Annotated in this window: 25 protein-coding genes; 14 read left to right on the top strand and 11 right to left on the bottom strand. The window is 67.2% G+C overall.

Annotated elements, in window-relative coordinates; genetic code table 11:
* Nucleotides 1–506: 506 nt before the first annotated feature.
* The 3 genes from AC1DOM_RS14510 to AC1DOM_RS14500 all read right to left on the bottom strand — a co-directional run bounded on the left by AC1DOM_RS14510 (nt 507) and on the right by AC1DOM_RS14500 (nt 2,768).
* Nucleotides 507–1,367 (bottom strand): pirin family protein, encoded by an 861-nt coding sequence (locus tag AC1DOM_RS14510; protein ID WP_498964505.1) that lies wholly within the window; start codon nt 1,365–1,367, stop codon nt 507–509.
* Nucleotides 1,368–1,380: 13 nt separating this feature from the next.
* Nucleotides 1,381–1,788, bottom strand: a complete 408-nt coding sequence (locus AC1DOM_RS14505) for a hypothetical protein (RefSeq protein ID WP_498964503.1) — start codon at nt 1,786–1,788, stop codon at nt 1,381–1,383.
* Between the two features lie 122 nt (nt 1,789–1,910).
* The gene (locus tag AC1DOM_RS14500; RefSeq protein WP_498964502.1) at nt 1,911–2,768 is read right to left on the bottom strand and encodes a pirin family protein; all 858 of its coding nucleotides are present in this window, start codon (nt 2,766–2,768) and stop codon (nt 1,911–1,913) included.
* A gap of 116 nt (nt 2,769–2,884) precedes the next feature.
* Between AC1DOM_RS14500 and AC1DOM_RS14495 the strand changes: the two genes are divergently transcribed.
* Nucleotides 2,885–3,328: a hypothetical protein gene (locus tag AC1DOM_RS14495; protein WP_498964501.1), complete on the top strand. Its 444-nt coding sequence runs from the start codon at nt 2,885–2,887 to the stop codon at nt 3,326–3,328.
* A 6-nt stretch (nt 3,329–3,334) separates the two neighbouring features.
* On the opposite strand, the gene AC1DOM_RS14490 is transcribed toward AC1DOM_RS14495, so the two are convergent.
* From AC1DOM_RS14490 to AC1DOM_RS14475, 4 genes are read right to left on the bottom strand one after another with little or no spacing between them, the layout of a single operon-like run.
* Nucleotides 3,335–3,916: a class I SAM-dependent methyltransferase gene (locus AC1DOM_RS14490; RefSeq protein ID WP_498964500.1), complete on the bottom strand. Its 582-nt coding sequence runs from the start codon at nt 3,914–3,916 to the stop codon at nt 3,335–3,337.
* A complete protein-coding gene (rlmKL, locus tag AC1DOM_RS14485) occupies nt 3,913–6,072 on the bottom strand; it encodes a bifunctional 23S rRNA (guanine(2069)-N(7))-methyltransferase RlmK/23S rRNA (guanine(2445)-N(2))-methyltransferase RlmL (RefSeq protein ID WP_498964499.1) in 2,160 nt (719 codons plus the stop codon). The genes AC1DOM_RS14490 and rlmKL overlap by 4 nt, the downstream gene beginning before the upstream one ends.
* A gap of 1 nt (nt 6,073) precedes the next feature.
* Nucleotides 6,074–6,601 carry an alpha/beta hydrolase gene (locus AC1DOM_RS14480; protein WP_498964497.1) on the bottom strand — a complete coding sequence of 176 codons (528 nt, stop codon included), beginning with the start codon at nt 6,599–6,601 and terminating at the stop codon, nt 6,074–6,076.
* Nucleotides 6,598–7,110 (bottom strand): MOSC domain-containing protein, encoded by a 513-nt coding sequence (locus AC1DOM_RS14475; protein WP_498964495.1) that lies wholly within the window; start codon nt 7,108–7,110, stop codon nt 6,598–6,600. The genes AC1DOM_RS14480 and AC1DOM_RS14475 overlap by 4 nt, the downstream gene beginning before the upstream one ends.
* Before the next feature lie 54 nt (nt 7,111–7,164).
* Between AC1DOM_RS14475 and AC1DOM_RS14470 the strand changes: the two genes are divergently transcribed.
* From AC1DOM_RS14470 to AC1DOM_RS14450, 5 genes are all read left to right on the top strand, one after another.
* Entirely contained in the window at nt 7,165–7,749 is a 585-nt protein-coding gene (locus tag AC1DOM_RS14470) for an N-acetylmuramoyl-L-alanine amidase (protein WP_498964517.1), read from the top strand.
* Between the two features lie 28 nt (nt 7,750–7,777).
* Complete coding sequence (locus tag AC1DOM_RS14465) at nt 7,778–8,665, top strand: acyl-CoA thioesterase (RefSeq protein ID WP_498964493.1); 888 nt, start codon at nt 7,778–7,780, stop codon at nt 8,663–8,665.
* 1 nt (nt 8,666) lies between these two features.
* Nucleotides 8,667–9,524 (top strand): hypothetical protein, encoded by an 858-nt coding sequence (locus tag AC1DOM_RS14460; protein WP_498964491.1) that lies wholly within the window; start codon nt 8,667–8,669, stop codon nt 9,522–9,524.
* Nucleotides 9,525–9,552: 28 nt separating this feature from the next.
* Nucleotides 9,553–10,701 carry an RNA polymerase sigma factor gene (locus AC1DOM_RS14455; protein WP_498964489.1) on the top strand — a complete coding sequence of 383 codons (1,149 nt, stop codon included), beginning with the start codon at nt 9,553–9,555 and terminating at the stop codon, nt 10,699–10,701.
* 71 nt (nt 10,702–10,772) lie between these two features.
* Nucleotides 10,773–11,513 (top strand): arginyltransferase, encoded by a 741-nt coding sequence (locus AC1DOM_RS14450; RefSeq protein WP_498964487.1) that lies wholly within the window; start codon nt 10,773–10,775, stop codon nt 11,511–11,513.
* Between the two features lie 240 nt (nt 11,514–11,753).
* On the opposite strand, the gene AC1DOM_RS14445 is transcribed toward AC1DOM_RS14450, so the two are convergent.
* Both AC1DOM_RS14445 and purT read right to left on the bottom strand, forming a co-directional pair.
* The gene (locus tag AC1DOM_RS14445) at nt 11,754–12,158 is read right to left on the bottom strand and encodes a hypothetical protein (RefSeq protein ID WP_498964485.1); all 405 of its coding nucleotides are present in this window, start codon (nt 12,156–12,158) and stop codon (nt 11,754–11,756) included.
* Nucleotides 12,159–12,162: 4 nt separating this feature from the next.
* Nucleotides 12,163–13,356 carry a formate-dependent phosphoribosylglycinamide formyltransferase gene (gene purT / locus AC1DOM_RS14440; RefSeq protein ID WP_498964483.1) on the bottom strand — a complete coding sequence of 398 codons (1,194 nt, stop codon included), beginning with the start codon at nt 13,354–13,356 and terminating at the stop codon, nt 12,163–12,165.
* Between the two features lie 65 nt (nt 13,357–13,421).
* Between purT and AC1DOM_RS14435 the strand changes: the two genes are divergently transcribed.
* The 8 genes from AC1DOM_RS14435 (at nt 13,422) to AC1DOM_RS14400 (ending at nt 18,770) form a co-directional block, all read left to right on the top strand.
* A complete protein-coding gene (locus tag AC1DOM_RS14435; RefSeq protein WP_498964481.1) occupies nt 13,422–14,315 on the top strand; it encodes a hypothetical protein in 894 nt (297 codons plus the stop codon).
* A 92-nt stretch (nt 14,316–14,407) separates the two neighbouring features.
* Nucleotides 14,408–15,271: an SPFH domain-containing protein gene (locus AC1DOM_RS14430; protein WP_498964479.1), complete on the top strand. Its 864-nt coding sequence runs from the start codon at nt 14,408–14,410 to the stop codon at nt 15,269–15,271.
* Nucleotides 15,271–15,462 carry a type II toxin-antitoxin system antitoxin gene (locus AC1DOM_RS14425; protein ID WP_498964477.1) on the top strand — a complete coding sequence of 64 codons (192 nt, stop codon included), beginning with the start codon at nt 15,271–15,273 and terminating at the stop codon, nt 15,460–15,462. Before AC1DOM_RS14430 ends, AC1DOM_RS14425 begins: the two co-directional genes overlap by 1 nt.
* On the top strand, nt 15,452–15,631 hold the full coding sequence (locus tag AC1DOM_RS14420) for a DUF4177 domain-containing protein (protein WP_498964475.1): 180 nt from the start codon (nt 15,452–15,454) through the stop codon (nt 15,629–15,631). Before AC1DOM_RS14425 ends, AC1DOM_RS14420 begins: the two co-directional genes overlap by 11 nt.
* A gap of 11 nt (nt 15,632–15,642) precedes the next feature.
* A complete protein-coding gene (locus AC1DOM_RS14415) occupies nt 15,643–15,834 on the top strand; it encodes a hypothetical protein (RefSeq protein ID WP_498964473.1) in 192 nt (63 codons plus the stop codon).
* A 22-nt stretch (nt 15,835–15,856) separates the two neighbouring features.
* Nucleotides 15,857–16,660: a M15 family metallopeptidase gene (locus AC1DOM_RS14410; protein ID WP_498964471.1), complete on the top strand. Its 804-nt coding sequence runs from the start codon at nt 15,857–15,859 to the stop codon at nt 16,658–16,660.
* Nucleotides 16,650–17,708, top strand: coding sequence for an acyltransferase family protein (locus AC1DOM_RS14405; protein WP_498964469.1), 1,059 nt, complete (start codon nt 16,650–16,652; stop codon nt 17,706–17,708). The genes AC1DOM_RS14410 and AC1DOM_RS14405 overlap by 11 nt, the downstream gene beginning before the upstream one ends.
* Nucleotides 17,709–17,813: 105 nt before the next feature.
* Complete coding sequence (locus AC1DOM_RS14400; RefSeq protein WP_498964468.1) at nt 17,814–18,770, top strand: RICIN domain-containing protein; 957 nt, start codon at nt 17,814–17,816, stop codon at nt 18,768–18,770.
* Nucleotides 18,771–18,792: 22 nt separating this feature from the next.
* Here AC1DOM_RS14400 and AC1DOM_RS14395 read toward each other — a convergent pair whose 3' ends face one another.
* Both AC1DOM_RS14395 and AC1DOM_RS14390 read right to left on the bottom strand, forming a co-directional pair.
* Nucleotides 18,793–19,479, bottom strand: coding sequence for a DNA-3-methyladenine glycosylase family protein (locus tag AC1DOM_RS14395; protein WP_498964467.1), 687 nt, complete (start codon nt 19,477–19,479; stop codon nt 18,793–18,795).
* A gap of 10 nt (nt 19,480–19,489) precedes the next feature.
* Nucleotides 19,490–19,858 (bottom strand): DUF423 domain-containing protein, encoded by a 369-nt coding sequence (locus tag AC1DOM_RS14390; RefSeq protein WP_498964466.1) that lies wholly within the window; start codon nt 19,856–19,858, stop codon nt 19,490–19,492.
* Between the last annotated feature and the right edge of the window lie 36 nt (nt 19,859–19,894).

Here is a 19,894-nt window from a genome sequence, read left to right as displayed (position 1 = left end):
CCGCAATGTGGCCTTCAACGCGACGACCGCTGCGCTCGCAGCTGATGGTTTCGCGACAGCACTTGATGAGTGTGTCCGACGCGGCTGATTGATTCGCGCCGACTGCCAGCACACCCGACGGACGGAACGTCGCCCACCTCGGCGCTCGAGTCTTCGCACATGGTCGCCTCTGGCAGGCGACGTTCCTCGCAGCGATCTGATGGCAAAGCGGAGGTCGACGCATCATCTCGCAGCGCCCCCGCTTCACCCATCCGATCGCCGCGAAGGCGCCGATGCCCGAGAGAGGACATCGCGGTTGCGAGGACCAGCACCCACGCGACTCGCGATGTCCTCGACGGGCAAGGCGCCGGCCCGTCTGGTGTGCTGGCTGTAGGCGCGCACCAATCAGATCACGACGACTCCAATCAGCAGATTGCTGTCGCGCATAACAAATAGCTACGCGCGGTGGCCGCGCAAATCTGGTGGAGCCGACCCCACCAAAACGACGCCAATTCAACGCACCCGCTTCACCGCTCAGGCAACGGAATGAACTCCGTCTCCCCGGCAATCTTCCCGAACTTGTCGTCCAGCCAATCCTGCTTGGCCTGCTCGATCCGTTCCTTCGACGAAGAAACAAAGTTCCACCACATATGCCGCGGCGCATCCAAGGGCTCGCCGCCCAACAACATCGCCTTGACGATGCCGAGCGCACGCACGCGATGCGTCACGCCACGATCCAACACCACCAGATGCTGCTCGGGAATATCGGCGCCATCCAACTGCAGCTTCCCTTCGAGCACGTACAACGCACGCTCCACCGCACGCGCATCGACCTCGAACTCCGCATCCGGCGCCATGTCGACCGCCACGTTGAACGTATCGGTGAACACCGCCACCGGCGACTCCTCGCCGAACGCACGCCCCGCGATCACCCGCAACGTGACGCCCGGCCGCGTGATCATCGGCAACGCATCGGCCGCGTGATGGAAAAACGCAGGCGCGACTTCCTCGTGCGACTTCGGCAACGCGACCCAGGTCTGCATCCCGTGCACCGGATGCGGCGCCTCGCGCAAGCCCGGCGGCGTGCGCTCCGAGTGCGCGATGCCCCGCCCTGCCGTCATCCAGTTGACATCGCCAGGACGGATGTCCTGAACGCTGCCCAGGGTGTCGCGATGCGAAATCGTGCCCGCCCACAGGAAGGTCACCGTCGCCAGACCGATGTGCGGGTGCGGCCGCACATCGATGCCGCGGCCCGGCTCGAACAGGGCCGGGCCCATGTGGTCGACGAACACGAACGGCCCCACGCTGCGCGCCTGGATCGAAGGGACGGCGCGGCGCACCTGGAAACCGCCGAGATCATGGACGCGCGGAGCGACGATCGTGGTCATTGCATTGCCTTTCTTATTGCGCCGGGTCCACGCGAATCGTGACCGCCGGCTTTTCGTTGAATTCGAGGTCTTCGACCGTCAGGCGCCAGGCGCCCATGTTCTTCGACGGCGCCTCGGGCAGGTTCGCCTTCACCGTCGCCTGCGCGCCGTTGGCGAACACGAACTCGATGTCGGCATCGCCGGCGCGGATGCAGCGCGCGTTCGGCGGGCAGCGCGAATCCTGCGTCACCGACACGTACTGCAACGTCGCACCGTCGGGCAAACGGACGGTTTCCTTTGGCGCGAGTTTTTCGGAAGCACCGGCGGTGATCGAACGCATCGTGCTCTCCTGCGAAGTCGTGCCGCCACCATTGGATGCATTGCTGGCGCAGGCGGCCAGGGCGCAGGCCGCGAGGAAGGCGGCGAGGGTCGTGCGAAGCATCGGCAACTCCGTTTGCTGGGGTGTGACGGCAAGTCTAGGACGGGTTCCTGAACGCCGCCGTCATACCCCACCCAAAAATCGGCCTGGCCGATTTTTGACCTCCCCTGGAGGGGAGGTGGGCATCAGAACTGGCCGCCCTGGAAGTCCGCGAAGGCCTGCATGATTTCTTCCTTCGTGTTCATCACGAACGGGCCGTAACGCGCGACCGGCTCGCGCAGCGGACGGCCTGCGACGAGGATGAAACGCGCGCCCTGCGCGCCCGACGATGCCATCAGCGTATCGCCGCCACCGAGCACCGCGAGTTCCTGCTTGTCCAGCGCACGCGCGTCATCGCCTTCGCCGATCGTGGCATCGCCTTCGAACACATACGCGAATGCGTTGTGGCCTTCGGGCAAGGCATACGACCACGTCGTCGACGGCGCGAGTTCGATGTCGAGATAGACCGGCGAGGTCGCCGGCTGCACGATCGGGCCGCGCACTTCGCCGACATTGCCGGCGATCACCTTCACCGACACGCCCGGCGCAGGCTGCGCGACGGGAATGCGATCGGGCGCGAACTCCTGGTACTGCGGCGCGTCCATCTTGTTGGCCCTGGGCAGGTTCACCCACAGCTGGAAACCGCGCATGCGGCCTTCCTGCTGCTCGGGCATCTCGCTGTGCACCAGGCCGCGGCCGGCGGTCATCCACTGCACGCTGCCCGGCACGAGCAAACCTTCGTTACCGTGGTTGTCGCGATGGCGCATGCGGCCGTCGAGCATGTAGGTCACCGTTTCGAACCCGCGATGCGGATGCTCGGGGAAACCGGCGAGGTAGTCCTCGGCCTTGTCGGTGCCGAATTCATCGAGCATCAGGAACGGATCGAGCATGTCGAGCTCGGGCGTGCCGATGACGCGCGTGAGCTTCACTCCGGCGCCGTCGGACGTCGGGCGGCCGCGCAGCTTGCGGGCGACGCGGGCGGCGGACTGGGTCGTGGTGGACATGGAGACCTCCTTCGTTGCGAAGTCGGAACGATGGCGGTGGGGCGAAGGCGAAACCAGTGCCGTGCGTGGAACGCAGGGTTTGGACGCCCGCCAGCCGCCGGGTAAGCTCTTCAGCCATGCAAGATGACTTGCCGTCGGAAGAATACCTCCCGCCTCGCCCGTGGCCGTGGCCGATTCGCGTCCTCGCCGGTTTGTTCGTTGCATTCGTCGCGCTGTGTTGCCTGGTCGTCTCGTCCATCCCCCTGTACCTCGATCCCCAGCCAGACGGCGCCGGCCTGGGCAGGTTCGGCGGCACGGTGCTGGCGTTGGTCAGCCTCTGGGTGCTCTCCCTCGCCCTGCGCTTGATCTTCAATCGACCCGACCATGGCGGACTCCTTCCACCCTGGTTCTTCCGGCTATTCGCGGTGTACCTGGTGGCGTTCCCCATCTTCATCGTGCTGACGGGCCGCGACGCGGGCTGGTCGATCGGGCAATACGTGCAAGCGGGGTGTGCGGTGTTTACCGGCGTCGGTTACTGGGGGTTGGCGGCTTGGCGCAAGGCGAGTCAGATCCGGGCTTAGGAAAATTCAGCGCCGCTCATACACATACACCGTCGCCGGCGGCACATTGCGCAGCACGAAGCCCCCGCGCCGCACCTTCAAGCGCAAGGCCTGCTGCACCGATTCGGAGACCGGCGCCTGCGGGCCGTAGGTGAACTGGATGAAGCGCCCGCCCGGGCGCAGGCACGCGAAGGACGCGGCCAGGATGCGTTGCTGCAGGTCCTCCGGCATCGCCAGCAGGCCCAGGCTCGACACGATCGCATCGGCCAGGCCGCCTGCGAGGAAGCCGCAGTGCGCGGCGATCTCGGGCAAGTCGCTCGCATCGCCCAGTGCCACGCGCACCGCGGGGAAACGCTTGCGCAAATGTGTATGCAGCGATTCGCTGAGTTCGATGACGAGCAAATCATTGCCGCGCAATCCATGCGCCATCAATGCGCGCGTGACCGATCCTGTGCCGCCGCCAAGTTCGATGACGCGCCGCGTGTCGTGCGGCAGTTCATCGACCATCGCCCGCGCCAGATCGCGGCTCGAGGGCGCGATCGACGCGGTCTGCAGCGGATTGCGCAACCACTGTCCGAACAGCGCCCACCAGCCGGCGCGTGCGTTCATCCGCGCGCGTCCATTCCGAGGCGCCGCAAGCGCCAGCAGCGGTGGATGCGGGCGTCGCGTGCGAAATCGGGCGGGATCGTCGAGGCGGTGACGTCTTCGATCGAGGCGATGTCGGACAAGGCCGCTTCGTCGAGCTTGAAGCGGCGGAAGTTGTTCGAGAAATACAGCGAGCCGCCTTGCGCGAGGCGCTTGAGCGCGGCGCGCAGCAGGCGCACGTGTTCGCGTTGTACGTCGAAGTCGTTGGCCCGCGCGGAGTTCGAGAACGTCGGTGGATCGCAGAAAATCAGGTCGTAGTCCCCGCGGTCGGCGAGAAGCCATTGGATCGCGTCGGCCTGTACGAGGCGGTGACGGCCGCCGCCGATGCCGTTCTCGGCGAGGTTGTCGGTCAACCATTGCAGGTAGGTGCCGCTGAGGTCGACGCTGGTGGTGCTGGATGCGCCACCACGCGCGGCCTGCACGGTCGCGGCGCCCGTGTAACAGAACAGGTTGAGGAAACGCTTGTTGCGGGCCTCTTCCGCGATGCGCAGGCGCAGCGGGCGATGGTCGAGGAACACGCCGGTGTCGAGGTAATCGAACAGGTTCACGCGCAGGCGCGCGTCGCCTTCGCGCACCACGAGATATTCACCGCGACGGTCGAAGCGGCCGTACTTGCTGCCGCCCTTGCCGACGCTGCGCGTCTTGAGCGCGATGCGTTCCTTCGGAATGCCGAAGACCTCGCGCGTGGCGGCGAGCAACGCGTTGAGGCGCTTTCTCGTGGTCTCTTCCGGGATCTCCGCCGGCGCCGCGTATTCCTGCACGTGCAGCCATTGTTCGCGCGAATCGGCGTCGGTGTAGACGTCGATCGCGGCGGCGTACTCGGGCAGGTCCGCGTCGTAGGCGCGGAAGTTGTCGACGCCTTCGCGCTCGCGCCAGGCCTTCAGTTTCTTGAGGTTCTTGCGCAGGCGGTTGGCGACCATCTGCGCGCCTTCCGACAACACCGGCGCGGGTGCGTCGACCGAGCGCTGCGGCGGTGCGATCGGGTCGCACACGATCAGCGTGCATTCGATCGCGCCGTTGAACAGTTGGTAGCGCTTGTTCGCGCGCAGGCCCGTGGCGCGTGCGAGGTCGTCGTCGCCGCACAGCAGGCTTGCGCGCCACGCCGGCGCGTTGCGGCGCAATGCATCGCCCAGGGCGCGATACAGCGCGGGATCGGCGGCCAGGCGTGCGTCGTAAGGCGGATTGCAGACGACGAGACCGCGCGGGCCGAAGTCGGTTGCGCGCGCGAGCGATTCGACGGTGGTCGGGCGCAGGTCGAGCACATGGCCGACGCCGGCGGCCTGCGCGTTGCCGCGCGAGGCTTCCAGGATGCGCGCGTCGGCATCGCTGCCGAAAAAGGCGGGGCGCAATGCGAGCAGCCCGGCGTCGCGACGGCGGGTCGCATCGTCGACCAGCGATTGCCACGCCGCGTTGTCGAAACCGCGCCAACGCGTCGGCAGCGCAGCACCGTGACGCTGCAGGCCCGGTGCAACATCGCCCGCCATCAGTGCGCCTTCGATCAACAGCGTGCCGCTGCCGCACATCGGATCGAGCAGCGATGCGCCTTCGCGATACAGCGTCGGCCATTGGCCGCGCATCAACACCGCGGCCGCGAGGTTTTCCTTCAGGGGCGCTTCGCCCTGCGCGCTGCGCCAGCCGCGGCGATGCAGCGGACCGCCGCCGAGATCGATCGAGAGGAGCGCGCGGTTCTTGCGCACGACCAGATTCAGGCGCACGTCCGGCGATTCGATGTCGACATCGGGGCGGGCCCCGGTCTTCTGGCGCAGCACGTCGACCACGCCATCCTTCACGCGTTGCGCTGCGTAGCGCGCGTGCGTCAGCGCTTCGCCCGAGACGTGCGCATCCACGGCGAGCGTGTGGCCCGGGCCGAGGTGCGTTTCCCAATCGACGGCCGACACGCCTGCGTACAAGGCATGTTCGTCCGCGCAATCGAATTCGGTGATCGGCCAGAGCACGCGGCTGGCTAGGCGCGACCACAACACGGCGCGTTGCGCGTCCAGCAATTCGCCTTCGACGTTCACGCCCGCCATCGTCGCGGTGGCGCGCGTGCAGCCGAGCGCGATCAACTCGTCGGTCAACAGATATTCGAGGCCCTTGCCGCAGCTGGCGAAGAATTTCATGTCAGAGCTTCGCAAGCAGTGCAGCGAACGCGTCGGCGCTGGCCTGCACGTGCGCCGAGAGGCGATGGCCATCGTCGACCATCAACAAGGCCGCGCGACGCGATTGCGCCCACGCCACGACGTCGTGTGCGGGAATGAGTTCGTCTTCCCAACCGTGGATGATCGAGGTCGGCACGCCCGCGGCATCGAACGGATGGGTCTTGTCCAACGCGATCGGCGGGGCCATGAGGAACAAACCGGCGACCGGCACCTGCAGCGACACGCGGCCGGAGATCCATGCGCCGAGACTCGAACCGGCGAGCACGACCGGCCCGTTCGCGGCGGCCTCGCTCGCAATGCGCAACAAACGCTGCACGCGCGCGGCGACATCGCCGAGGTCGCTGACCTCGCGCTTGCCGTCCAGGTCCGTGAAATCCGGCCGCTCGTGGCTCCAGCCGAAACGCTCGGCCACCTCGGCGAGCGCCGTGACCTTGGTGGCATCGGGCCCGCTTTCGAACCCGTGCGACAAAATGCAATGACCGCGCATCAACCGTCCTTGTCTTCGATCGCCGACACCGCGTCGCCGATCCGGAACCTCCCGCCTTCCACGATGCGCGCGCACAGGCCGCCCATGTGGCGCATCGCGTTGAAGCCGCCGGGCCCCAGCGCTTCTTCCATGCGCGAACACGGATCGCAGGTGTCGGTGCCTTCCAGCACGACCTCGCCGATGCGGAAGCGCCGGCCCTTCAATGCGATCAACGGAATGCCGGACACCACGACGTTGCGGCGGAGCAACACCGGCGAAACCGATGCGTGCCCCGACAGCGCCGCGATGGCCGGCAGGTGTTCGGCCTGGATGAGCGTGACGCCGCGCTTGCCGCTGCCGCCGGTGTAGCGGTCGCCGACCAGGCCTTTGCCGGTCTGCGCTTCGACCATGTCGGTGGGCGCCATCGGCACGTCGCGCTTGGGGCGCACCCCGATCCATTCCACGCGCCCGGCACGAGGCAAGGTCGCCATGAGGCGGCCGAGCGCGGAATCGGGGGGCGGAATGGCGGGCATGCGTGCTTGTGGGGGAGGAAACATTGCGATGCTAGCATCGCGGCCATGGTGCCCATGCCGCCGCCGGAGCTTCCGGTCCAAACCACACCCCTGCCCTACGAAGCCCGGCTCGACGCGCGCCCACGTGCGCAGATCGACCTGGTCGTCATCCATTGCACGGAACTGCCGGACCTGGCGACCGCGCGCGACTATGGCGAGCGCGTGCTTTATCCGGATTCGGGCCAGGGCAACAGCGGCCACTACTACATCGATCGCGACGGCTCGGTGCACCTGTGGGTCTCGCCCGAGCGCGTGGCCAACCACACGCGCGGTTACAACCCGCGTTCGATCGGCATCGAGCTGGTGAACACCGGGCGCTACCCGCGCTGGCTCGACGCGAACCACCAGGCGATGGACGAGCCCTACACGCAGGCGCAGATTGTTGCGCTCATCGCATTGCTGCGTGTGCTGGCGAAGGACTATCCGGCGCTGCGCTTCATCGCCGGGCACGAGGACCTGGACACGACGACCGTCGCGGCCGAAGACGATCCGACGAAGACGGTGCATCGCAAGCTGGATCCGGGACCGTTGTTCCCTTGGGACCGCGTGCTGCGCGAGGTCCGGCTCGAGCGCTTTGAATCGAACCAGTTCGAGCCTTGACGTCAGGGGCGCCGTCTATACTCGCGCCATGAACGCGCCCCCCGTTTCCGAACTCATCGAACTGCTTTCCCTCGAACGCCTCGAGGACAACCTGTTCCGCGGCCAGAGCCGCGACATCGGCACGAAATACGTGTTCGGCGGGCAGGTGCTCGGGCAGGCATTGTCGGCGGCGCAGGCGACGATGGATGCGGTGACCGAACCGCGCAGCGCGCATTCGCTCCATGCGTATTTCCTGCGCGCGGGCGACATCGACGCACCGATCGTCTACCTCGTCGACCGCACGCGCGACGGCGGCAGCTTCTCCGTGCGTCGCGTCACCGCGGTCCAGCACGGCCAGCCGATCTTCTTCCTCGCAGCATCGTTCCAGCGCGCGGAAGAAGGCCAGGGCCAGCATCAACTGTCGATGCCCGAAGTGCCCATGCCCGAGGACATCGCGCCGACCGCCGATCTCACGCCCGATCATCTCGCGCGGTTGCCCTCGAAGGTGCAGCGCTGGTTGTCGCGCCAGGGGCCATTCGAATTCCGCCACGTGTATCCGCGCGACGAGCTCAATCCGCCGAAGCGCCCGCCGTTCCAGCACGTGTGGTTCCGGTTGGGCGAACGCGTGGGCGACGCACCGGAATTGCATCGCGCGCTGCTTGCGTATGCCTCGGACTTCCATCTGCTCGGCACCGCGACTTTCCCGCACGGCATCAGTTACTACCAGCCGAATGTGTTGATGGCTTCGCTCGATCACGCGCTGTGGTTCCATCGCCCCTTCCGCGCGGACGAATGGCTGCTGTATTCCATCGACAGCCCGACGGCGCAGGACGGGCGCGGCCTCGCGCGCGGCCAGATCTACGACCGCGCCGGCAAGCTGGTGGCGAGCACCGCGCAGGAAGGCCTGATCCGCGTCATCAACGAAGGCAAGGCCTGACATGCGGCAAGTGTTTTCCAGTCCGCGCCTGGCCAACGTCGAAGGCATCGCGAAGATGCTCGCCGACGAAGGCATCGAAGTGCGCATCACGCACGGGCGTTCGTACAAGAGCGCCTGGAGCGGGCGGCGCACGTACAAGGACGACGAAGCCGGCGGCCCCTTGCCCGCGGTGTGGGTGCTGAAATCGGAAGACCAGCCGCGCGCGCGGCAGATCCTGCGCGAAGCGGGCCTGCTCGATTCCACGCGCGGCGGGAGCGACAGCTTCCTGCCGGAGTCCACGATCACCGGCACCTACGAATTGCGCGCCGCGGTGGCGCCGACCAAGCGCGCGTTTCGTTACAAGATGGGCTTGTTGGTGCTGATCGTCGTTGCGGTCGGGCTTGCATGGGTTGCGGCGCATCGGGCGAATACGTCGGCGACCGTGGCAACCGCCGTCGTCGACAAACATCTGTTCGATGCGCGCGCGCCCAAGGCTGCGAGTACCACGGCGCCGCCGGCCGAGCCGGTCCCCGGCGCCTATCCTGTCGAAACCCCGCCCGCGCTGGCGACCATGCTCGCCGGTGTCGAACTCGCCGCCGACGCACCGGCCGTGGCCTGCGTGCGCATCGACGGCACGCCTGCCACCAAGGCCCAACTCGCCGACCTGCCCGCCTCGAAGACCCGCTTCGATTGCGGCGACACAACGGGCAAGTCTTCCGTCCTCATCGACATCCGCGGCTACCGCACCGACGGCTCGGGCACCGGCACGGTCGAGCTTGCCGTCACCAGCGCAGGCGCACAGGCCACGCAGGTCCGCACACTGCTGGTGCGCCGGACCGAGGCGACCTGGCGGGTGTTGCGGGTCCTCGCGGTCCGTTGAGTCACATCCGGCGACCGGCGACGTCTTGATGTCCATGGACACCACCATCGACCAGCTGATCCGCCTGAACCTCCCCGCCGCGCGCGACGGGGACCGCGATGCCTACGGCCGCATCGTGATCGCCTGCCAGAACACGATCACGGCGATTGCGCTGGCGATCACGCGCGACGTGCCGAGCAGCGAGGACATCGCGCAGGACGCCTTCCTCAGCGCATGGCAACACCTGCGCCGCCTGCACAACGCCGACAGTTTCCTGCCCTGGCTGCGGCAGATCACGCGCAACCTCGCGCGCGATCATTTGCGCGCGAAGGTGCGCGGCCCCTTCCCGGTCGATGACGTCGAGGCCGCGATCGCAGCCGCCGCCGATCCCGCGCCGTCGCCCTTGCATGCGCTGATCGACGAGGAGCGCCACATCGCCGCCGCCGACGTGATTTCCGCCTTGCCCGAAGACAGCCGCGAAACGCTGTTGCTGTTCTATCGCGAAGGCCAGAGTTCGAAACAGGTCGCCGCACTGCTCGGCTTGTCCGACGCCGCGGTGCGCAAGCGTCTGTCGCGTGCGCGGCAACAGGTGCAGGACGACCTGCTCCAGCGCTTCGGCGAATTCGCGAAGGGCTCGGCGCCGGCCGCTGCGTTCGCGACCATCGTGACCAGTGCGCTCGTCGTCGCCAGCCCGTCGGCCGCCGCGGCGACGATGATCGGCGGCGCGGGCCTGGGCGCGAAGACGATCGGCCAGGTGCTGCTCGGCGCCGCCTCGGGTGTCGGCATCGGGCTGGTGGCCGCGAACGCGAGCATCTTCTGGGGCTGGCGCAAGCAGATGCGCGAAGCGATGGATGCGCAAGAACGGCGTGCGCTCACCCGTTCGGCCATCGTGAATGTGTTCGCGATCTTCGGTTACCTGGTGTCGATGCTGCTGACCACGACCTCCACGCGCGGATGGGTGCCGGCGACGGTCGCCACCTGCGTGTTCATGGGCATCGTGTTCTGGCAGACGGGCGTCGTGCAGCCCCGCGCGAAAGCGCGCCGCCTCGCCGTGGAAGCGCGCGTCGACCCCGAAGGCGCCGCCAAACGTCGGCGCCGCGAGCGCATCCAGTGCCGCATCGGCCTGGTGCTCGGGACGCTGGGCGGTTTGGGCGGGCTGATCGCCGGTCTGGTGGCATCGGGCCGCGTGACGTTCTGACACGGACTTCACGACATCGCGTGACGGGGACGCGACAACGTCTTCGCATTCGATGGCGGTATGCTCCGGCCATGGGCGCCAACAACACCCCGGACCAGGATGAACTCCGCGTCTTCCACACCGGCGACCACGCGTGTGGTTACTGGCCCACGCGCATCGCTCGCGACCTCGTGCTCGACCCGCGCGATCCGCGCATGCCCAACCTGTATCCGCTCGCATTGGGGTGGGGGTTCCGCCGCTCCGGGGACATCGTCTATCGGCCGCATTGCCAGGGGTGCCGCGCGTGCGTCGCGGTGCGCATTCCCGTCGCGCAATTCACGCCTGATCGCAGCCAGCGCCGTTGTCTCGCGCGCAACGCCCATGTCGAGTCGCGCATCGTGCCGGCCGAGCGAACGGAAGAGCAGTTGGCTTTGTACCAACGTTATCTGCGTGCGCGACATCGCGGTGGCGGGATGGACGAGCACGGCGGGATCGAGTTCGACCAGTTCCTGATCGGCAGTTGGTCGCATGGGCGCTTCATGGAGTTGCGGGAGCGCAGCGAAGGCAAGGGGCCGGGGCGGTTGTTGTCCGTTGCGATCACCGACGTCGTCGAGAATGCGCTGTCGGCCGTCTATACCTTCTTCGACCCTGATCTCCCGGAACGCGGGCTGGGGACCTTGTCGCTGCTGCGGCAGATCGCCTGGGCGCAGCGCGACAATCGCGCGCATCTGTACCTCGGGTACTGGATCGAGGGACACGACAAGATGGATTACAAGCGGCGCTTCCGGCCTTTGGAAGCGTTCGATGGCAGGGCTTGGCAAGGGATGGCGTAATCGGGGTGTAGGTCCGAAGGAGCAAGAGCGCCGCTTGCGTTATTGGCGCGCCGCCCGAACGTTGTGAGTTCCAAATTTTTCTGGGAAAAAAATTTGAAACTCACAACGCTGGGGCATCACCTTTCGAGCGTTGGCTCTCGCTCGGGTGATTCGCCCGAGCGTTCGTTTGCCGGTGCGAAGCGAGCTTCGCACTGACCCGATCGTTGTCGAAGGCGGCCGCCGAAGTCGTTTTTTGGGAGCTCAGCCCTCGGGCGGCAAGTTCTTCGCCTCGGCCTTGGGCGCTTCACCCGTCTGCGGAACTGCTTGCGTCGGCGCGCTCGGTGCTGGCGCCTGCCCCGCCACCGGGGGCAACGATGCCATCAACGCTGGTGCCACGCGGGGCGAAAACCCGAAGCCCGCCTCGCTGTGTGCCGAGACCACCATCCGGATCATCGACTGCGGCACCATCAACTCCAGCGCCACCGTGCGCCCATCGTTGGCCTGCGCCTGGATCGTCATCTCCAGCAACGCGCCTGCCGTATCGATCTCGTGGCAGAGCACGTGCTCGCCGCCGGGGCCCTCGCGCAGATAGGGTTTGATCGCCTCGCCGAGCGCTTCGAGCGCCTGCGGGAAGAAATAGACCACGTAGCCTTCGGACTCGTTCATCGCGTCATTCTTCCAAACGGATGGTGATGGCGGCGGCGGCGTCGCGCGCACGCGAGCGCGCGTCGTCGATGTCGGTGCCGCGCGCGAGGGTCACGCCGACGCGGCGGTGACCTTCCACGCGCGGTTTGCCGAACAGGCGCAGTGCCGTATCTGTTTCGCGCAATGCGCCTTCGACATTGTCGAACACCGGCACGCCGTGGCCCTGCGCGAGCATCGCGCACGAAGCAGTGGGACCGAGTTGGCGGATCGCGGGAATGGGCAGGCCGAGGATCGCGCGCGCATGCAGCGCGAACTGGCTCAGGTCTTGCGAGGCGAGCGTGACCAGGCCGGTGTCGTGCGGGCGCGGGGAGACTTCGGAGAACCATACTTCGTCACCTTTGACGAAGAGCTCGACGCCGAACACACCCCAACCGCCGAGATCGTCGGTCACGGCTTTGGCGATTTGCTGCGAGCGTTCGAGTGCCTTGGGCGACATCGGCTGCGGCTGCCAGCTTTCGCGATAGTCGCCGTCGCGCTGCAGGTGACCGATCGGTTCGCAGAAACTCGTGCCGCCGGCATGGCGCGCGGTGAGCAGCGTGATTTCGTAATCGAAGTCGACGAAGCCTTCGACGATGACGCGGCCCGCGCCGGCGCGGCCGCCGGTCTGCGCGTAGTCCCACGCCGCGTCGATGTCGGCTTGCGTGCGCACCAGGCTCTGGCCCTTGCCGGAGGAGGACATCACCGGCTTCACCACGCACGGCAGGCCGACGGCCTGCACGGCGTCTCGATAATCGGGCAGCGTGTCGACGAAGCGATACGCGGAGGTCGCAAGCCCGAGCGTTTCGGCGGCGAGGCGACGGATGCCTTCGCGATCCATCGTCAGCCGCGCGGCGCGCGCGGTGGGGATGACGCGCAAGGCGCCTTTCGCTTCGGCTTCGATTTCGATGAGCGTGGGCGTGCTGATCGCTTCGATTTCGGGCACGACGATGTGGGGGCGCTCGCGTTCGATCAGCGCGCGCACTGCCTTGCCATCGAGCATGTCGAGCACGTGGCTGCGGTGCGCGACCTGCATCGCCGGTGCGTCGGCGTAACGGTCGGCGGCGATGACTTCCACGCCGAAGCGTTGCAATTCCAGCGCCACTTCCTTGCCCAGCTCGCCCGAGCCGAGCAGGAGCACGCGCGTGGCGTGCGGGGACAGGGGCGTACCGATCGTGGGCATCGAACAGGTGCCGAAAGATGGGGCGCGTAGTGTACCCGCGCCGGCCATGCCATCCTGCGCGCCTCATGCGCATGCCCCGTGCCCTGCCCGCCCTTGCCTGTTGTGCATTGCTCGCCGCGTGCGACGGGCAAGGCCCGCAGCCGCGCCTGGCGGGCGTGATCCTCGACGGTTCGATCGACGAGACCAGTGGCCTTGCGACGTCCACGGTGCATCGCGACACGCTGTGGTTGCTCCAGGACGGCGGCAACGGGCCGATGTTGCATGCGATCTCGCGGCGCGGTTCGCGCATCGCGAGCGTGCGCGTGGCCGGCGTGCGCAACACCGATTGGGAAGACCTCGACGCCTTCCAGTGGCAGGGCCGCCACTGGTTGCTGATTGCCGACACCGGCGACAACGGCGGCCTGCGCCGCACGGCGCAGCTGCATGTCGTTCCCGAGCCCGATCCGCTGGTCGATGGCGGCGCGGTCTCGGCGGCGTGGTCGATCGCCTTCCGCTGGCCCGACGGCCCGCGCGATTGCGAGGCCGTCGCGGTGGATGCCCAGGCCGGCGAAGTGCTGCTGATTTCGAAGAAGCGCAAACCGGCGCAATTGTTTTCGGTGCCTTTGCGCCCGGCGCGCGGTGCGGTCGTGGTCGCGCGCCGCATCGGCACCCTGGCCGAAGCGCCGGCCGAATCCGGCATCTCCGATCCGCGGCGCGTTGCGCTCGGCCGCCAGGTCACCGCGGCCGATCTGTCGCCCGATGGCCTGACGCTCGCGGTGCTGACCTACGACCGCTTGCTGCTCTATCGCCGCGCGCCCAATGAACCGTGGCCGCGGGCGGTCGCGCGCGTGCCCGCCACCCAGCCGCTGCCCTGGCTGCACCAGGCCGAAGCCCTCGCCTGGCTGCCCGACGGCAAGGGCCTGATCGCGACCGGCGAGTTCAGCCCCGCGCCGCTGGTCTGGCTTCCGGCGACCCGCTGAGCGACGCCATTCGTCGTCCACCGCTTGCGTGTCTGATATCAGAGTGATATCACATCGGCGCGCCCCAATCCCGGGGCTTGTCGAGGCCTTCGATGAAAGAGAACCCCATCCGTTCCGCCGCGGGCATCCCCATGCTGCTCCTGCTGCTGGCGGTGCTGCTGGTCGGCGGATTCCTGATGTTCAACGGCATCCGCATGGAAGCCCCGCTTTGGGTCGTCCTGGGCCTGCTGACCGATCTGATCGCCTTCTTCTGCCTGTTCGGCCTGTACATGGTCGAGCCCAACAAGGCCGCGGTGCTGAGCCTGTTCGGCAAGTACGTCGGCACGGTCAAGGAAAACGGCCTGCGCTGGAACAACCCCTTCTACGCCAAGCGGAAGGTGAGCCAGCGCGTGCGCAATTTCGAAAGCGGCAAGCTCAAGGTCAACGAGCTCGACGGCAGCCCGATCGAAATCGCCGCGGTCATCGTGTGGCAGGTCGTGGATTCGGCCGAAGCGGTCTACAACGTCGACGACTACGAGAGCTTCGTGCAGATCCAGTCCGAATCGGCGTTGCGCGCGATGGCCACCAGCTATCCGTACGACCAGCACGAGGAGGGCCAGCTTTCGCTGCGCAGCCACGCGGCCGAAATCAGCACGCATCTGTCGCAGGAACTGTCCGAACGCCTGGCCGATGCCGGCGTGCAGGTGATCGACGCGCGCATCAGCCACCTGGCCTACGCACCGGAAATCGCGCAGGCGATGCTGCAGCGCCAGCAGGCCAACGCGATCATCGCCGCGCGCACGCGCATCGTCGCCGGCGCGGTGGGCATGGTCGAAATGGCGCTGGCCGAGCTGCAGAAGAACGGCGTCGTGCACCTGGATGAAGAGCGCAAGGCGCAGATGGTCAGCAACCTGCTGGTCGTGTTGTGCGGCGAACGCGCCACGCAGCCGATCGTCAACGCGGGCACGCTCTACTGATGGGTGAGAAGAAGGCCTATCCGCTGCGCATCAACGCGGACGTGTTGAACGCCGCGCAGCGGTGGGCCGACGACGAGATCCGTTCGCTCAACGCGCAGATCGAATACGTGTTGCGCGACGCCTTGCGCAAGGCGGGGCGCCTCCCGGCGCCGCCGCCGACGAAAGAAGAGGAATCAAACGATGGCGAGTGACCGTTGGACGTACCAGGTCGTGCAGGTCAAACCCGGCTTTTTGGGGATGGCACGCGACGTGGTGCAGGAAAAGCTCGTGCAACTCGGCCTGCAGGGCTGGGAATTGGTGAGTGTCGTGCAATCGCATCCGTTCAAGCCCGTGCAGCTTTACCTGAAGAAACCGCTCTGAGGAGACCGGCCATGGCGACGTCGCATCGTGGGTATGTCACTGCTTCGGCGATCGTGTTCACCGTCGTCGCGTTGTTGCAGGCCTGGCGCGCGCTGGTCGGCGCGCCGGTGGAGATCGGCGGACAAGCGATTCCGGTCGCGGCGTCCTGGGTCGCGGCGCTCGTCGCCGGCAGCCTGGCGGCATGGGGTTGGCGCACGCGCTGACGGCCTCGGGTACCCTTGGCGCATGCGACGCAATCCCAAGGTGTTGCTCAACACGCCGGACATCGAGCTGTGGCCCGGCGGCCTGCTGCGCGCGCGCAGCAACCACGACGCGCGCGTGCTCTCGCGCGCGCTGTGCGTGTTGCGCCGCAAGCGCGACGGCCGCTATCTCGCGGCAGAGTTGCCGGAAGGCTTGATGCCGCTGGTGCCGTCGCTGCAGCGCGAGGACGGGATCGGCGAAGCGCTCGACGCGCTGGACAGTTTCTCGCCGCACGAACGCTGGGGCGTGGAGCGTGTGTACGAACTTCCCCTCGCCCGCCTGCACGAACGCCTCGACCAACTCGACATCGACGAAGACGCGTACACGCAACGCACCGGCCTGTCGCTCGTCGCCGAACCCGATCGCCTCGACTTCGCCGGCTTCGACCGCTTCCGTCGCCCGCTCTGGCTGCGCCCCGGCGCCGCGCGCGCGTGGCTGCACATGCAGGCCGAAGCGCTGCGCGACGACGTCGTGCTCGAGTCGATCAGCGGTTATCGCTCGCACGACTATCAACTCGGCATCTTCGAACGCAAGCTTGCGCGCGGGCAGACGGTCGAAGAGATCCTGACGGTCAACGCCGCGCCCGGTTTCAGCGAACACCATGGCGGCCGTGCGCTCGACATCGGCACGCCGGACGAACCGCCGGCGGAAGAGAGCTTCGAGAAGACGCGCGCCTTCGCATGGTTGCAGGACAACGCGCAGGGGCACGGGTTCGTGCTCAGTTATCCGCGCGAGAACCCGCATGGCATCGTCTACGAGCCCTGGCATTGGTGTTGGCGTGGCGGGTGAGCGCACGCTGGCGTCCGCCTGGACGTCCGGCCACAACCATTTCAATGTCCTGCGCCTGATCGCCGCCTGGCTGGTGATCTACGGCCACGCATGGGCGATCACCGGCACGCCGGGCGGCGACCTGCTGGCGCGTGCGACGCAGGTGAAATTCGCCGGCGCGATCGCGGTGGACATGTTCTTCGTGATCAGCGGCTTCCTGATCGCCGCGAGCCTGCAGCGCAACAGCGTGCGCGGGTATCTGGGGTCGCGGGCGTTGCGGATCCTGCCGGCGCTGGTCGTCTGCGTGTTGCTGAGCGTGTTCGTGCTCGGGCCGATGATGACCACCGCGCGCGACTATTGGGCGGCGGACGCGTGGCGCTATCTGTGGTCGAACGCGACGCTGTGGCGCGCGGAATTCCATCTCCCCGGCGTGTTCGAAACGCTGCCGCAAACGGCGGTCAACGGATCCCTGTGGACCTTGCCGGTGGAAGGTCGCTTGTATGTGTTGTTGCTCGGTGCTTCGTTGGTCGGCGTGTTGACGGCGAAGCGTTACCTGTTGCCGTGGCTGGCCTTGATCGCGGGGATCGCGGCATTCGCATGGTTTCGCGCGCCGCTGCCGGATTGGTTGGGCAACGATCTGTGGTGCGTTGCGTTCTTCGTCACCGGTACCGCGGCCTGGCTGTGGCGCGATCGCATCCGCTTGTCGTGGATACCGATCGTGGTGCTGTTGATTCTCGCGGCACTGTTGCGCGGCACGCCCTGGTTCGCGGCACCCTACTTCGCACTCGTGGCCTACGGCACCTTGTGGCTCGCGTTCGCGCCGGTGCCCGCGAAGCTTGCGCACCACGATCTCTCGTACGGCCTGTATCTCTACGGATGGCCTAGCGCGCAAATCGTGCAGACGTATTCGCCGGGCCCGCCGATGCACAACGTGCTGTGGGCGAGCGTGCTTGCGTTCGCATGCGCGGCGGCCAGTTGGTTCCTGATCGAGCGCCCTGCGCTGCAATTCAAACGCCGCTTCGGGACGCGCACGCCCATCGAGTCGCCTGCAAGACCGACGCACGCGTAGGTTTTCAAAGCGCGCGAGTCTTCCGCGAAAAAAGCGGAGCAATCGCCCTGTCGCGCGTGCAAGGCCTGCGCAAGTCTCTTCGAACCTGTCATCGGAGAGCCTGCAATGTCGCTGCGTATCCTGCTTGCAACGCTCGCGTTGCTGATCGCAACACCGGCCGCGGCCTACGAGCCCGACCACTTCTACGTCATCCGTTCGAAACTCGACGGCCGTGTGCTCACGGCCGAAGGCAATCCGACGACGCTACACGGGCAGGCCCATGTGCCGACCGGCGTGGCGATGCGCGCGCCCGACAACTCACCCGCGCAACTGTGGTACGTCGAGCGCGCACCGGGGGTCTACGGCGCGATGGGGATGATGTACGTCCGTAATTACCTGGGCGGCCGCGTGCTCGATGTCGAGGGATGGCAGACCAACGTCATCACGTACGCGAAGAAATCGGCGCCGGAGTGGAACCAGCTCTGGCGCATCGACGGCAATCGCATCCTCTCGTACCGCGCCACGAACCACTGGCAATGCCTCGACGTGCTGTACGCCAATTGGCGTTACGGGCCGAACACCGGCCGCTGGAATTGCCACGGCGGCAGCAACCAGCAATGGGAATGGGTGCGGAAGGAACGCATCGTGCGGATGGGCGACGTGCAGGGACGCGCCACGGTTGCGCCTGCGGGTGGATTGATGTTCGCGCGCCCGCTGACACCCGAGGAGGCGAGCGCCGGGGCAATCTACGGTTGGCCTGTTCCCGCCAGCCCCAAGATGAAGGCGTACATCCTCCTGACGTGGAAGAATTCGAAGGCTGCCTGCGAACGCCTCGTCGTGAACGGCACCCCGAACTGGCGCCTGCCGAGCCAGAACGAGTTCATCACGTTGCTCAACACCTACAAGCCGTTGGGCGCACCGCCTTCGGGCGTTGCGCTCGAGCGTCTCGGCTGGATCAACGGAACGCACTGGATCTCGCGCGTCGTCGGTGAGTACCGGAACGGGTTGATCGTGCCCGATGACCCGACGCGGGAAGACACGTGGGGCACCGACACCCCCTTCCTTGCGGCGTGCGTACGCTGATGCGGAGCGACGCGCTCGCAGCTCACCCCTGCGAGCGCTTCACCGGCTTGGCATCCTTCGCCTTCGGGGCATTCGCCAGGTCGGCGATGCGCCAGAGGTAGAGGCTCGCGTAGGTGCGGTACGGCCCCCATTTCTCGCCGCGCGCCAGCAAGGCTTTCGGCGCAGGCATTTCGTCGAGTTTGTCGATGGCCTGCGCCCCCTTGCGGATGCCGAGGTCGTCGACGGGCAACACGTCGGGGCGGCCGAGGCGGAACATCAGCATCATCTCAACCGTCCAGCGTCCGATGCCGCGGACCGGCACGAGCGCGGCGATGATCGCGTCCTCGTCCATCGTCGCCATTTGCCGTAGCGTGGGGATTTCGCCGCGTTCTTCGCGCAGCGCGAGATCGCGCAACGCGAGCGACTTGTTGCCGGACACACCACAAGCCCGCAATGCTGCATCGTCGATGCGCGCGAGCGTGTCGCAATGGAAGCGGTCGCTGGCGATCGCGGCTTCGACGCGACCCACGATCGTCGCCGCGGCCTTCCCACTCAGCTGCTGGTAGAGGATGGCGCGTGCGAGCGCGTCGACGGGATCGAAGGGTTTGCGCCAGCGCGGGTCGGGCGCGATCGGCCCGAGTTTTTCCATCCACTTGCCGAGCTTCCGGTCGCGCCTGGTCAGGTGCGACCAGGCGGCCTCGGTGTCGAATCCCCGTGTGCGTCGTGCCATCGCGGCTCCTTCAGCGTCGCAGGCTGTGCAGGGCGAAGACCAGCCAGCCCGCGATCGTGATCATGCCGCCCAGCGGGGCGAATGTCGTGGGTGTGTGAACCACCGCGGCGCCGACAAGGCTGCCGGAAAACAGCAACACGCCGACGAGCAAGGCAAACAGCGACAGCGCACCCAGCCAATGCGCGCCATGCCGCGCGAGCGCCGCCAGCGCGATGCCGTGGCCGAAGGCGAAGGCCGCGCCGATGATCACCTGTTCGCGTGCGTGGGGGTCGAGCTCCGCGTGCATCGCGTAAGCCGACAACGCAACCGCGCACGCGGCGAACAGGCCACCGGCGAAACCGGCCAGGCGGATGGTGATCGTGCGTTCGCCCGTGCGCATTGTCGTTCCTCCAAAACGACGAACGCCGCGAGCGCG

The organism is Lysobacter sp. P5_B12, from assembly GCF_056400425.1.
The sequence above is the reverse complement of the archived record's forward strand: the minus strand, read 5'-3'. Positions and strand labels throughout refer to the sequence as shown.

Excerpts from the sequence above, each read along its gene's own strand:
- AC1DOM_RS14510 (WP_498964505.1), bottom strand. The coding sequence starts at position 1,367 with ATGACCACGATCGTCGCTCCGCGCGTCCATGATCTCGGCGGTTTCCAG.
- AC1DOM_RS14505 (WP_498964503.1), bottom strand. The coding sequence starts at position 1,788 with ATGCTTCGCACGACCCTCGCCGCCTTCCTCGCGGCCTGCGCCCTGGCC.
- AC1DOM_RS14500 (WP_498964502.1), bottom strand. The coding sequence starts at position 2,768 with ATGTCCACCACGACCCAGTCCGCCGCCCGCGTCGCCCGCAAGCTGCGC.
- AC1DOM_RS14495 (WP_498964501.1), top strand. The coding sequence starts at position 2,885 with ATGCAAGATGACTTGCCGTCGGAAGAATACCTCCCGCCTCGCCCGTGG.
- AC1DOM_RS14490 (WP_498964500.1), bottom strand. The coding sequence starts at position 3,916 with ATGAACGCACGCGCCGGCTGGTGGGCGCTGTTCGGACAGTGGTTGCGC.
- rlmKL (WP_498964499.1), bottom strand. The coding sequence starts at position 6,072 with ATGAAATTCTTCGCCAGCTGCGGCAAGGGCCTCGAATATCTGTTGACC.
- AC1DOM_RS14475 (WP_498964495.1), bottom strand. The coding sequence starts at position 7,110 with ATGCCCGCCATTCCGCCCCCCGATTCCGCGCTCGGCCGCCTCATGGCG.
- AC1DOM_RS14470 (WP_498964517.1), top strand. The coding sequence starts at position 7,165 with ATGCCGCCGCCGGAGCTTCCGGTCCAAACCACACCCCTGCCCTACGAA.
- AC1DOM_RS14465 (WP_498964493.1), top strand. The coding sequence starts at position 7,778 with ATGAACGCGCCCCCCGTTTCCGAACTCATCGAACTGCTTTCCCTCGAA.
- AC1DOM_RS14460 (WP_498964491.1), top strand. The coding sequence starts at position 8,667 with ATGCGGCAAGTGTTTTCCAGTCCGCGCCTGGCCAACGTCGAAGGCATC.
- AC1DOM_RS14455 (WP_498964489.1), top strand. The coding sequence starts at position 9,553 with ATGTCCATGGACACCACCATCGACCAGCTGATCCGCCTGAACCTCCCC.
- AC1DOM_RS14450 (WP_498964487.1), top strand. The coding sequence starts at position 10,773 with ATGGGCGCCAACAACACCCCGGACCAGGATGAACTCCGCGTCTTCCAC.
- AC1DOM_RS14445 (WP_498964485.1), bottom strand. The coding sequence starts at position 12,158 with ATGAACGAGTCCGAAGGCTACGTGGTCTATTTCTTCCCGCAGGCGCTC.
- purT (WP_498964483.1), bottom strand. The coding sequence starts at position 13,356 with ATGCCCACGATCGGTACGCCCCTGTCCCCGCACGCCACGCGCGTGCTC.
- AC1DOM_RS14435 (WP_498964481.1), top strand. The coding sequence starts at position 13,422 with ATGCGCATGCCCCGTGCCCTGCCCGCCCTTGCCTGTTGTGCATTGCTC.
- AC1DOM_RS14430 (WP_498964479.1), top strand. The coding sequence starts at position 14,408 with ATGAAAGAGAACCCCATCCGTTCCGCCGCGGGCATCCCCATGCTGCTC.
- AC1DOM_RS14425 (WP_498964477.1), top strand. The coding sequence starts at position 15,271 with ATGGGTGAGAAGAAGGCCTATCCGCTGCGCATCAACGCGGACGTGTTG.
- AC1DOM_RS14420 (WP_498964475.1), top strand. The coding sequence starts at position 15,452 with ATGGCGAGTGACCGTTGGACGTACCAGGTCGTGCAGGTCAAACCCGGC.
- AC1DOM_RS14415 (WP_498964473.1), top strand. The coding sequence starts at position 15,643 with ATGGCGACGTCGCATCGTGGGTATGTCACTGCTTCGGCGATCGTGTTC.
- AC1DOM_RS14410 (WP_498964471.1), top strand. The coding sequence starts at position 15,857 with ATGCGACGCAATCCCAAGGTGTTGCTCAACACGCCGGACATCGAGCTG.
- AC1DOM_RS14400 (WP_498964468.1), top strand. The coding sequence starts at position 17,814 with ATGTCGCTGCGTATCCTGCTTGCAACGCTCGCGTTGCTGATCGCAACA.
- AC1DOM_RS14395 (WP_498964467.1), bottom strand. The coding sequence starts at position 19,479 with ATGGCACGACGCACACGGGGATTCGACACCGAGGCCGCCTGGTCGCAC.
- AC1DOM_RS14390 (WP_498964466.1), bottom strand. The coding sequence starts at position 19,858 with ATGCGCACGGGCGAACGCACGATCACCATCCGCCTGGCCGGTTTCGCC.